The sequence below is a fragment of the Achromobacter sp. UMC46 genome (assembly GCF_014170335.1).
In the GTDB taxonomy this organism is placed as follows: Bacteria; Pseudomonadota; Gammaproteobacteria; order Burkholderiales; family Burkholderiaceae_B; genus Achromobacter.
This window is the reverse complement of the sequence record NZ_LZZS01000042.1, coordinates 142,045-153,019: the sequence shown is the minus strand read 5'-3', so window position 1 is coordinate 153,019 and position 10,975 is coordinate 142,045. Positions and strand designations below refer to the sequence as shown.

At 64.8% G+C, this 10,975-nt stretch carries 11 protein-coding genes; 7 read left to right on the top strand and 4 right to left on the bottom strand.

Features of this window, described 5'->3' with window-relative positions; translation table 11 throughout:
- Window positions 1-5 precede the first annotated feature (5 nt).
- Window positions 6-1,160: a fumarylacetoacetate hydrolase family protein gene (locus A9973_RS30940; RefSeq protein ID WP_183011819.1), complete on the bottom strand. Its 1,155-nt coding sequence runs from the start codon at window positions 1,158-1,160 to the stop codon at window positions 6-8.
- A 154-nt stretch (window positions 1,161-1,314) separates the two neighbouring features.
- Between A9973_RS30940 and A9973_RS30935 the strand changes: the two genes are divergently transcribed.
- The 5 genes from A9973_RS30935 to proB all read left to right on the top strand — a co-directional run bounded on the left by A9973_RS30935 (window position 1,315) and on the right by proB (window position 5,549).
- Entirely contained in the window at window positions 1,315-2,073 is a 759-nt protein-coding gene (locus A9973_RS30935; RefSeq protein ID WP_183011820.1) for an IclR family transcriptional regulator, read from the top strand.
- A gap of 282 nt (window positions 2,074-2,355) precedes the next feature.
- Window positions 2,356-2,667, top strand: coding sequence for a 50S ribosomal protein L21 (gene rplU, locus A9973_RS30930; RefSeq protein ID WP_183011821.1), 312 nt, complete (start codon window positions 2,356-2,358; stop codon window positions 2,665-2,667).
- Between the two features lie 34 nt (window positions 2,668-2,701).
- Window positions 2,702-2,962, top strand: a complete 261-nt coding sequence (rpmA, locus tag A9973_RS30925; RefSeq protein ID WP_105558808.1) for a 50S ribosomal protein L27 — start codon at window positions 2,702-2,704, stop codon at window positions 2,960-2,962.
- A 258-nt stretch (window positions 2,963-3,220) separates the two neighbouring features.
- The gene (gene obgE, locus A9973_RS30920; protein ID WP_183011822.1) at window positions 3,221-4,357 is read left to right on the top strand and encodes a GTPase ObgE; all 1,137 of its coding nucleotides are present in this window, start codon (window positions 3,221-3,223) and stop codon (window positions 4,355-4,357) included.
- 55 nt (window positions 4,358-4,412) lie between these two features.
- Entirely contained in the window at window positions 4,413-5,549 is a 1,137-nt protein-coding gene (proB, locus tag A9973_RS30915; protein WP_183011823.1) for a glutamate 5-kinase, read from the top strand.
- Window positions 5,550-5,566: 17 nt separating this feature from the next.
- On the opposite strand, the gene A9973_RS30910 is transcribed toward proB, so the two are convergent.
- Window positions 5,567-6,208: a winged helix-turn-helix domain-containing protein gene (locus tag A9973_RS30910; RefSeq protein WP_255468970.1), complete on the bottom strand. Its 642-nt coding sequence runs from the start codon at window positions 6,206-6,208 to the stop codon at window positions 5,567-5,569.
- Window positions 6,209-6,350: 142 nt separating this feature from the next.
- Here A9973_RS30910 and A9973_RS30905 point away from each other — a divergent pair, with 142 nt between their 5' ends.
- Window positions 6,351-6,779 (top strand): helix-turn-helix transcriptional regulator, encoded by a 429-nt coding sequence (locus A9973_RS30905; RefSeq protein WP_220805319.1) that lies wholly within the window; start codon window positions 6,351-6,353, stop codon window positions 6,777-6,779.
- 139 nt (window positions 6,780-6,918) lie between these two features.
- Here the strand turns inward: A9973_RS30905 and A9973_RS30900 are convergent, their stop codons facing one another.
- Complete coding sequence (locus A9973_RS30900; RefSeq protein ID WP_183011826.1) at window positions 6,919-7,482, bottom strand: preprotein translocase subunit SecD; 564 nt, start codon at window positions 7,480-7,482, stop codon at window positions 6,919-6,921.
- Between the two features lie 330 nt (window positions 7,483-7,812).
- Here A9973_RS30900 and thiC point away from each other — a divergent pair, with 330 nt between their 5' ends.
- The gene (gene thiC, locus A9973_RS30895) at window positions 7,813-9,726 is read left to right on the top strand and encodes a phosphomethylpyrimidine synthase ThiC (protein WP_183011827.1); all 1,914 of its coding nucleotides are present in this window, start codon (window positions 7,813-7,815) and stop codon (window positions 9,724-9,726) included.
- A gap of 242 nt (window positions 9,727-9,968) precedes the next feature.
- Here the strand turns inward: thiC and A9973_RS30890 are convergent, their stop codons facing one another.
- Window positions 9,969-10,394 (bottom strand): transposase, encoded by a 426-nt coding sequence (locus A9973_RS30890; RefSeq protein WP_183011828.1) that lies wholly within the window; start codon window positions 10,392-10,394, stop codon window positions 9,969-9,971.
- Window positions 10,395-10,975: the final 581 nt, after the last annotated feature.

The following is a 10,975-nucleotide window of genomic DNA, read 5'->3' as shown; positions in this document are numbered from 1 at the left end:
TCCTGTTACAGGCCGCGCCCCGCCAGATTGGCGTACAGCGCGCGCACCCCGAAGGTCCACGGCGCGATCCCGGTGCTCAGCTGCACCTCGTTGACCAGCGCGCCGATGCGCTCGGACGCGATCACCACGCGGTCGCCCAGCTTGTGCGTGAAGCCCGTGCCCGGCCCCTTGCGGTCCTGGCTGGGCGAGAACATCGTGCCCAGGAACAGCATGAAGCCGTCGGGATACTGGTGATGCGCGCCACAGGCCTGGCGCACCAGGTCCAGCGGATCGCGGCTGATTTCCCGCATATGGCTCACGCCGCTCAGCGCGAAGCCGTCCTCGCCGTCGATGCGCAGCGACACGTCGGCCTGGCGGACGCTGTCCATATCGAAATCGCCGTCGAACAGGCGGATGAAGGGGCCGATGGCGCATGACCCGTTGTTGTCCTTGGCCTTGGTCAGCAGCAAGGCACTGCGGCCTTCGATGTCGCGCAGGTTGACGTCGTTGCCCAAGGTGGCGCCCACGACCTCGCCCCGACTGTCCACCGCCAGCACGATTTCGGGTTCCGGGTTGTTCCATTCGGATTCGGGCAGCACGCCGATCTGCGCGCCGAAACCCACCGACGCCATCGCCGGGGCCTTCGAGAAAATCTCGGCATCGGGGCCGATACCCACCTCCAGGTACTGCGACCACTGGCCGCGTTCGACCAGCCCAGCCTTCAGGCTTGCCGCCTGGGCGGAGCCCGGACGCAGGCGCGACAGGTCCGAGCCGATCAGCGCCTGCATCCGCACGCGGATCTCGTCGGCGCGGCGGGCGTCGCCACCCGCCTCTTCTTCGATCATGCGCTCCAGCAGGCTGATGGCGAAGGTGACGCCGGCCGCCTTGACGGGTTGCAGATCGCAGGGCGCCAATAAGCGCGGCCCGTCCCCGCCTTGCAGCGTGGCGGCCATCAGCGGCCGCACGTCGCCCAGCGATTCCCCGCGGGCATTGCGCGCGACCTCCACACGGTCGGCACGGTCCAGGAGGTCGGCCACGGTGGGCGCGACGGCGGTGATGTCGAAAACTTCGCCGTCGCGCACCACCACGACGCTGGGGCCGTTCACGGGTGCCGGACGCCAAACCCGGCCCACCAGCAGCGCCTGCGGCAGATCGGACGGCAACGTGTCTTGCTGGTTCATGGTGTCTCCTCGCGTTGTGCGTGCCGTCGCCGTGCGTTGCCAATGATTGGCCTGCGATCCGGCATGGCATTGATGGAGCACGAGTCTAGGGGAATGGCCTTATCATGTCCAACATCCTGAATTTCGTTCCAATATGTTGGAAAACAAACCGCCCATGGCCACTGATTACGACGTTCCCGCCATTCGGCGCACGCACGACATCCTGCGGGTGCTTGCCGGGCGCCGCACGCCCGCCAAGGCGGCGGAACTGGCCCAGGCCTGCCAATTGGCCAAAAGCACGCTCTACCTGTTGCTGGATTGCCTGGAGCAGCGCCGGTGGATCGAACGCAAGGATGGCGGCTACGTCATCGGCATCGAATTGATGGCGTTGGGCGCCGCCTATCTGCGCCACGACGGCCTGGCGGCAGCCTTCCACGCGGCCGCCGGCGATTTCGTCGCCCGCTGCAACGAAGTCGTGCAGTTGGCGGTGCTGGATGGCTTCGACGTGGTCTACCTTGCCCGCGAGGACGCCCGCCGCCCCGTGCGGCTGGTGTCGGACCTGGGCTTGCGGCTGCCCGCGCACGCCTGCGCGCTGGGCAAGGCGCTGCTGGCCAACCTGCCCCCGGACGAACTGGCCGCCCGTGTGCCGGCGGAACTGCCGCGCGTCACCGACCGCACGCTGGCCACGCCGGACGCGCTCTACCGCGAACTGGACCAGGTGCGCCAGACCGGGCTGGGCCAGGACCACGAGGAAATGGCGACGGGCCTCGTCTGCTACGCCGCCTATGTGGGCGTGACCCCGCTGGGCAAGCGGGCGGCGGTCAGCACGTCCATCCCCACCGACCGGCTGGACGACGCCCACCGGCGCGCCGTGACGGACGGCATCCGCGAAGTGGCGCGCCGCATCGCGCAGCAGGTGATTCCTGCGATTTGAAGCCTGGGCGCCACACCTAAGCCCTTAGCCTGCAACGGCTTTTTGACTTTTGAAAAGTCCCGGGCTAATATCGCAGATTCGGTCAGCAATGCCCGAATTACGTCGGTTGTCCGCGTAAACCCTCTGGATACTTCCAAGCACTACGCTTGAAAGCACATGGGCGCTTTCCTTCTTGCCAGGTTCTGGCACCAAGACATGGAAGCGGCCAGTCCAGGACGGCAATCCCACCCAGCAGGGCGGGCCCGCGCGGATAGACCCATTTACCTATTTAAGGAACACCCCATGTACGCGGTCGTAAAAACCGGTGGCAAGCAGTATCGCGTTGCCGCTGGCGAAAAACTCAAGATAGAACAGATACCGGCAGACATTGGGCAAGAAATCACCCTGGACCAAGTGCTGTCCGTGGGCGAAGGCGACCAACTGAAAGTTGGCACGCCCCTCGTCCCCGGCGCTGTGGTCAAGGCAACGGTTCTTGCGCAAGGCCGCCACGACAAGGTCAAGATCTTCAAGATGCGCCGTCGCAAGCACTATCAGAAGCGTCAGGGCCACCGTCAGAACTACACCGAAATCCGCATCGAAGCCATCACGGCTTAAGAAGCGACTCGGTACCACTTAGCAGGAGCTAAACATGGCACAGAAAAAGGGCGGCGGCTCTACGCGAAACGGACGCGACTCAGAATCAAAGCGTCTGGGCGTCAAGACTTTCGGCGGTGAATTGATTCCCGCTGGTTCGATCATCGTGCGTCAGCGCGGTACGCGCTTCCACGCTGGCGTGAACGTCGGCATGGGCAAGGACCACACCCTGTTCGCGCTGATCGACGGCAAGGTTCAATTCGGCTTCAAGGGCGCATTGAACAAGCAGACCGTTTCGATCATCGCTGCCGAGTAATCGGACAAGCACGGTCAGGGCACGCGGCTCAACGCGTGCCCGAACGGCAAAAGCCCTGTCGCATGCGGCAGGGCTTTTTTGTCGCCGGGCCGCCCCAAGACAAAAAGCGCCCCCTTGGGGGGTAGCAAGCACACGAAGTGTGTGCAGCGCGGGGGGCTCGTTTAGTTTTAAGGCAAAGGACGAGTAAGCTCTTCTTTGCCCCCTGGCAGCGCCCCACGACGGGCGGCTGCCCTATTACCCACTACACGCGCAGACACCATGAAATTCGTAGACGAAGCCACCATTGAAGTGGTCGCCGGCAAAGGCGGCAATGGCGTGGCGAGCTTTCGCCGCGAAAAGTTCATCCCCAAAGGCGGCCCGGACGGCGGCGACGGCGGACGCGGCGGCACCATCTATGCGGTGGCCGACCGCAACATCAATACGCTGATCGATTTCCGCTATGCGCGCCTGCACCGCGCGAAGGGCGGCGAGAACGGCCGCGGCTCGGACCAGTACGGCGCGGCCGCCCCGGACATCACCCTGCGCGTGCCCGTGGGCACGGTCATCCATGACGCCGAAACCGGCGAAGTCCTGTTCGACCTGGACACGCACGAGCAGAAAGTCGTGCTGGCCGCCGGCGGCCAGGGCGGCATGGGCAACATCCATTTCAAGTCCAGCCTGAACCGCGCACCGCGTCAATGGACGCCGGGCAAGGAAGGCGAACACCGCTACCTGCGCATGGAACTGAAGGTGCTGGCCGACGTGGGCCTGCTGGGCCTGCCGAACGCCGGCAAGTCCACGCTGATCACCCGCATCTCGAATGCGAAGCCGAAGATCGCGGACTACCCGTTCACCACGCTGCATCCCAACCTGGGCGTCGTGCGCACGTCGCCGTCGCGCAGCTTCGTCGTGGCCGACATTCCCGGCCTGATCGAAGGCGCCTCCGAAGGCGCGGGCCTGGGCCACTTGTTCCTGCGCCACCTGGCGCGCACCCGCGTGCTGCTGCACCTGGTGGACGTGTCCACGCCGGACCCGGACGCCGACCCCGTCGAGCAAGCCGTGGTCGACGCGCGCGCCATTGTCGAAGAACTGCGCCGCTACGATCCGGAGCTGGCCCAGAAGCCGCGCTGGCTGGTCCTGAACAAGCTGGACATGGTGCCGGACCCCGAAGACACCAAGCGCCGCTTCCTGGAACTCTACGACTGGAAGGGCCCGGTGTTCGCCATCTCCGGCTTGACCGGCGAAGGCACGCAAGACCTGCTCTACGCGCTGCAAGACTACCTGGACGCCGAGCGCGAAAAGGAATACGTGTCGCGCGACCAGGCAGACGGCACCTATGTGGCGCCGGACCCCCGCTTCGACGACACCCGCACGGATGCCGACAAGCCCGCCGCGCCGCGCGCCGGCGACGAATAAGCCATAATCGCAGTCCTTACGATTACGTCTTTTCTCGCCGCAGCCGGCGCCCATCATGTCTGCTGAAACACCTGCCGTTTCCGTCGTCACCCACGCCCAGCGCCTTGTCGCCAAAGTCGGCTCGTCGCTGGTCACCAACGAAGGCCGAGGCCTGGACCGCGCCGCCGTAGCGCACTGGGCTGCACAGATCGCTGCCCTGCACAAGCAGGGCAAGCAGATCGTGCTGGTCTCCAGCGGCGCCATCGCCGAAGGCATGGCCCGCCTGGGCTGGCGCAAGCGCCCGTCCGTCATGCACGAACTGCAGGCGGCGGCGGCCGTGGGCCAGATGGGCCTGTGCCAGGCCTATGAAGCGGCATTCGCCGAATACGGCCTGCGCACCGCGCAGATCCTGCTGACGCACGAAGACCTGGCCGACCGCCACCGTTACCTGAATGCCCGCAGCACGCTGTTCGCGCTGCTGCGCCTGGGCGTGGTGCCGATCGTGAACGAAAACGACACGGTCGTCACCGATGAAATCCGGCTGGGCGACAACGACACGCTGGGCGCGCTGGTCACCAACCTGATCGAAGCCGACACGCTGATCATCCTGACCGATCAGCGCGGCCTGTACGATTCCGACCCTCGCAAGAATCCCGACGCCACGTTCATGTCGCACGCGCAAGCCGGCGACCCGGCGCTGGAAGCCATGGCCGGCGGCGCCGGCAGCGGCATCGGCACGGGCGGCATGCTGACCAAGGTGCTGGCGGCCAAGCGCGCGGCGCACAGCGGGGCGCACACCGTCATCGCCTCGGGCCACGAACGCAATGTCTTGACCCGGCTGGCCCAGGGCGAATGCATCGGCAGCGAATTGCGCGCCGTGCTGCCCGTGTGGTCCGCCCGCAAGCAATGGCTGGCCGACCACCTGCGGCTGCGCGGACGCGTCGTGCTGGATGACGGCGCGGTGCAAGCACTGCTGCGCGAAGGCAAGAGCCTGCTGCCCATTGGCGTGACGGAAGTGGAAGGCGAATTCGGCCGCGGCGACGTCGTGGCCTGCGTGGACAGCCAGGGCCGCGAATGCGCCCGTGGCCTGATCAACTATTCATCGGTGGACACGCGGCGCATCCTGCGCCAGCCGTCGTCCCAGATCGCCCGAATCCTGGGCAGCATGACCGACCCCGAGCTCATGCACCGGGACAATCTGGTCGTGCTCTAGGGCCCTTCCTTCCGGATTTAACCTTGCTGTTCCGTGACCGGGTAGTGCTGCAGAAGAATGTAGCCCCACCCGCGCACGGCCAGCACGGGTAGATCGATATCAAAGCGGCGCGCCTTGCTGCGCAACCGCGACACCAGCACATCCACGCTGCGCGCACCCTCTTGCGGATCGCTGGGGAAGAACCGTTCGCGGCGTAGGCATTGGCCGGGCGCGTTCAACAGCCGAAGCAGGAATGCCCGTTCCGTCACGGTCAGGGGCAGCCGTTCGCCGCCGGGGCCCGACAGCACCCGCTCGCCGCCATGCACCCGCCACGCCGGCCCGTCGGTCGCGGGGGGCAGTAGCCGCCTGCGCGCGTTGCGCAACAACGCATCCCATTCCCGCGCATCCATGCGCACCGAGCTGTAGGCATCCACGCCGGCCTCCAGCGCTTCGACGCGTTCTCGTGCCGAGGCCGCAGGCGCCTGCCACACCACCACCGCATCCGGGGCCGCGCGCCGCAAGGCGGCGATCAACTGCGGCACCTGCTTGCCCTGGCCGCGCAGCACCATCGCATCGACATCCTGCGTGCGCAGGCGGTCCAGGAGTTCGGTCGGCGACTCGCACGCGCTGACTTGCCAGTGAAATTCACGCAAGGCAGCGACAAAATTATTGCTCGTCATTTCATCAAGTTGCACGACGAACACATTGCCCCGTTCCCGCATGCGTTCGCACCTCCGAAATTATCACTTAAGTAATGCTTATAGCCACCAAAGTAAACCATGAGCAAGCTTCAATCGACGCGTGAAGACATTTTCAGACCGATTGAAGCAAACCCGTCTTCTGCGTGGTCACACGCAGAAGACGCTCGCGCGTCTGGCGCGGATTTCGCAAAGTGCAATCGCCAGTTACGAAAGCGGGCTGCGCCACTCCAGCCGGTCCGTGCGCAAGCTTGCTCAGATTCTGAAGATCGAACCGGAATGGCTGGAAACCGGCAAGGGCCCCATGGAACTGCCCATGGACGGCTACGACCTGTCCGACACGCTACCGCCCGCCGGCGTCGCCGAAACGATGCCGCGCCTGCCCAAGCGGCGCCGGCCTCAGGCACCCTGGCCCTTTCCGAATATCGCGCCCGCGCAGTTCGACGGACTGACGCCCGAAGACCGCGTGATGCTCGAAGCGCTGACGCTGACCTTCATCGAAACCGCGCAAGCCCGCCGCACCGTCAAGCCGCGCGGGCGCAAGATGGGCTGATCCCGGCCTGACCGGAACGCCCTCCCCCTGATTTCACGCGCCCGTCGCGGACAAAAAAAAACCGCATCGATCGATGCGGTTTTTTGTCGTCTGCCAGAAGCTGGCAGGCGCGGAGGAGCGGGTGGCAGGCCCGCCTGAATCAGGGCTTGGGAGCCGGTGCGGGTGCCGCACCGCCTGCGGCCGGAGCCTGCCCGGCATCGCCACGGATCTTGGCGGCGATTTCAGAGGCGGCTTGGGCCGAGGCCACGCCAAACGCCAGCACGCCGCGGTTCAGCGGTTCGGCGATGCTGGGAGCTGCGACCAGTTCCTGATCGATCACCAGCGCCAGGCGGTTGCCGACGTTCTTCGTGCTCACGTCCGTCAATTTACGCGCGCCGGCTTCCGAGAAGCGCAAGCCCACGAAGTTCTGGCCTTGGCGATCCACCAGGGCCGCGGCGTCGGTCAGGTCGGCGCGCGTCAACACGGGCGTCGACTGCATGTAGAGCTTGCCGTCAGGCAGCGAGATTTCGCGCAGGCCCGGCGCGGGCTGCTGCTGTGCCAGATAGAAGTCGACCGACGAGGCGGTGGCCGGCTGCGTGGCCTGCTGGCCGGCTTCGGGCGTGGCCGCGGCACCGGACGACTTTGTCGGGGCGGTCTTGCAACCTGCCAGCGCCAATGTCACTACAACCAGGGCGGGCGCCAATTTGCGTAGGGTCAGTTGCATGCTCGATTCCTTCTTAAGTGGGCTGGTCCCGGCGAGACGACTGCCCGCCGGGCGTTTCATTGAAAAAGTGTACCGAACCTGAATGACACTGTCGCCCCAGACTGAATCCAAATGTAAAGCAGTAATACCAGCCCTGCTCGCGGTTGGCTCTATACTTCGCTTTCGCGCAGGGGTACTCGTCCCGCCTTTCCGGCAGGACGTGTTGAGAGAGTCCCTTCGTACCAGTACGGATAATGCCGATGCTGGGAGCCGTATTTCCGCCACGCGTCCCCGCACGCCTGGCGGAAGTCCATTCCCGATCGGCTCCAACAACTCTGCTTGGAGCTTTCCATGAACGTCAATCCCAAATTCCTGGCCGCTACCGCCGAAGTCGACGCGGCGGCCGTCGCACCGCTGCCCAAATCGCGCCGCGTGTATGAAACGGGCTCGCGCCCCGACATCCGCGTCCCGTTTCGCGAGATCGAGCAGGACGACACGCCGACGATGTTCGGCGGGGAAAAGAACCCGCCGCTGACCGTCTACGATTGCAGCGGCCCCTACACCGATCCCGACGCCAAGATCGACATCCGCCGCGGCCTGCCAGAACTGCGCCGTGGCTGGATCGAAGAGCGCGGCGACACGGAAGTGCTGTCGGGCCCCACCAGCGACTACGGCCGCGAACGCCTGACCGACCCCAAGCTGACGGCCATGCGCTTCGATCTCCAGCGGCCGCCCCGCCGTGCGAAGGCCGGCGCCAACGTGTCGCAGATGCATTACGCGCGCCGCGGCATCGTCACGCCCGAAATGGAATACGTGGCGATCCGCGAAAGCCTGCGCCGCGAACACTATCTGCAAACGCTGCGCGACAGCGGCCCCGACGGCGAAAAGATGGTCAAGCGCTTGCTGCGCCAGCACCCGGGCCAATCGTTCGGCGCGTCCATCCCCGCCGCGATCACGCCGGAGTTCGTGCGCGACGAGATCGCGCGCGGCCGCGCCATCATCCCCGCCAACATCAACCACCCCGAAGTCGAGCCGATGGCCATCGGCCGCAACTTCCTGGTGAAGATCAACGCCAACATCGGCAACTCGGCCGTCAGCTCCGGCATCGGCGAGGAAGTGGAGAAGATGACCTGGGCGATCCGCTGGGGTGGCGACACGGTCATGGACTTGTCCACGGGCAAGCACATCCACGAAACCCGCGAATGGATCATCCGCAATTCGCCGGTGCCGATCGGCACTGTGCCGATCTACCAAGCACTGGAAAAGGTCGACGGCAAGGCCGAGGACCTGACCTGGGAGATCTTCCGCGACACGCTGGTCGAGCAAGCCGAACAAGGCGTGGACTACTTCACGATCCACGCCGGCGTGCGCCTGCCGTTCATTCCGATGACGGCCGACCGCATGACCGGCATCGTTTCGCGCGGCGGTTCGATCATGGCCAAGTGGTGCCTGGCGCACCATAAGGAAAGCTTCCTGTACGAGCGCTTCGAAGAGATCTGCGAGATCATGAAGGCCTACGACGTCAGCTTCTCGCTGGGCGACGGCTTGCGCCCCGGCTCGGGCTACGACGCCAACGACGAGGCCCAATTCGCCGAACTGAAGACGCTGGGCGAGCTGACGCAAGTCGCCTGGAAGCACGATGTGCAGGTGATGATCGAAGGCCCAGGCCACGTGCCGATGCAGATGATCAAAGAGAACATGGAGCTACAGCTGGAACACTGCCACGAGGCGCCCTTCTACACGCTGGGGCCCCTGACCACCGACATCGCCCCGGGTTACGACCACATCACTTCCGGCATCGGCGCCGCGCTGATCGGCTGGTATGGCACGGCGATGCTCTGTTATGTGACGCCGAAAGAGCACTTGGGCCTGCCGAACAAGAAGGACGTGAAGGACGGCATCATCACGTACAAGATCGCCGCGCACGCCGCGGACCTGGCCAAGGGCCACCCGGGCGCCGCGATCCGCGACAACGCGCTGTCAAAGGCGCGCTTCGAGTTCCGCTGGGACGACCAGTTCAACCTGGGCCTGGACCCGGACACCGCAAAGGAATTCCACGACGAGACGCTGCCGAAGGATTCCATGAAAGTGGCGCACTTCTGCTCGATGTGCGGTCCGCATTTCTGCAGCATGAAGATCACACAAGACGTCCGGGAATATGCGGCGGCGCAAGGGATCAGCGAGAAGGATGCGTTGCAAAAAGGGATGCAGGAGAAGTCAGTGGAGTTCGTTAAGAAGGGGGCTGAGGTTTATCATCGGCAGTGATTTTTTTGTTGATGGCGGGCGTTTGAGTTCTTAAGACGCCCGTCACGTCGGTGGCCTGGGGCAGGCGGCTTTCTTAGGGTTCTGCTCCACAGTGGGGAGTGGTGGAGGGTCTTGCGGGGCCCGCTCCCGGCCGGCCGCGCGGGCGGCCTTGGGGAGCTTACGCATCGTCTTGCGTCGTTGCGGGGTTCGCTTCGCGTGTAGGTGGGTTGCGTCGTGATAATGCTGGCCGGGCTCCGTAGATTCTATGGTTTGGCGCAAGCCTGGTTGGCGATAAAGCGATTGACGTCGAAGGGTTTGCGCGATTTCCATACGCCGAAGGCGATGCGTAGGAGTTTTCTGGCGATGATGTTTAGGGCCTGTCTTGAGGCCCAGCCCTTGGCTCGTAACGCTGCATAGAGGGGTTTGAAGGCAGCCGTTCGGCTGGCTGAAGTTGCCGCGTTATAGGCAAGGCTTCTCAGGGCCGCATCGCCCTGCTTGCTGAGTTTGCGCAGGCCTTTGTAGGCTCCAGATTCTTTGGGCCTGGGGTCTAGCCCCGCGCAGGCCACCACTGCGTCCGAAGAGGCGAACGGGATGCGGGTTACGGCCGTCACCAGAACGGCCCCATCAAGCGCATCTGCCAACTGCGACAAGGCATCCAACGCGTGCTGGACCTGAACTTGCGATCCCACGTGCTTATGCCGATCGCTGGACAGGCGCCAGCCTCGTCTTGCGATCAATCGGCGGTCACGGCCGCTAGAGTCTTAATCGACGTATTTGGGCGGGGTGGGATATCTACCAACGTCAGTCCGCTAGTGACGGCTGATGAATGGGTGCGCCCCGGTCCCCAGCACCTCCGACGTGAGATCGGCAAGTGCTATAAAAACATACAAGGATGGGTGGAGTGTGTTCACGATCAATCCATCAGAGGAACGTCATCGCCGCCCCCCATCACCGGCCTCCCTTTTAGACGGGTGGCGCGCGTACAGACTCGAAAAAGCAAGCAGCTATCTAGCGCGCGCCACCCGTCGCTCCACCTCCCCCACCTGACTGCGGGAACCACTAGCAAACCACTCATCACCAGCGCGCAAGCGACTACCGCCCCGACGCATCAACAACGCGTATGCCGAATGCGGCCGCCCGCGCGGATGCATGAGGCGGGCCCCGAAAATCTCGTGAGTAAACAGCGCTCTAGCAGCGCACAAACCAAGACGGCGCAGCTCGTCGCCGGGGTCGGGTGGGTGGCGCGCAACCTTGATGCGCCCGAGGGAAT

What these genes read in the sequence shown, in the direction of transcription:
- A9973_RS30940 (WP_183011819.1), bottom strand. Translation starts at nt 1,160, where the DNA reads ATGAACCAGCAAGACACGTTGCCGTCCGATCTGCCGCAGGCGCTGCTG.
- A9973_RS30935 (WP_183011820.1), top strand. Translation starts at nt 1,315, where the DNA reads ATGGCCACTGATTACGACGTTCCCGCCATTCGGCGCACGCACGACATC.
- rplU (WP_183011821.1), top strand. Translation starts at nt 2,356, where the DNA reads ATGTACGCGGTCGTAAAAACCGGTGGCAAGCAGTATCGCGTTGCCGCT.
- rpmA (WP_105558808.1), top strand. Translation starts at nt 2,702, where the DNA reads ATGGCACAGAAAAAGGGCGGCGGCTCTACGCGAAACGGACGCGACTCA.
- obgE (WP_183011822.1), top strand. Translation starts at nt 3,221, where the DNA reads ATGAAATTCGTAGACGAAGCCACCATTGAAGTGGTCGCCGGCAAAGGC.
- proB (WP_183011823.1), top strand. Translation starts at nt 4,413, where the DNA reads ATGTCTGCTGAAACACCTGCCGTTTCCGTCGTCACCCACGCCCAGCGC.
- A9973_RS30910 (WP_255468970.1), bottom strand. Translation starts at nt 6,208, where the DNA reads ATGACGAGCAATAATTTTGTCGCTGCCTTGCGTGAATTTCACTGGCAA.
- A9973_RS30900 (WP_183011826.1), bottom strand. Translation starts at nt 7,482, where the DNA reads ATGCAACTGACCCTACGCAAATTGGCGCCCGCCCTGGTTGTAGTGACA.
- thiC (WP_183011827.1), top strand. Translation starts at nt 7,813, where the DNA reads ATGAACGTCAATCCCAAATTCCTGGCCGCTACCGCCGAAGTCGACGCG.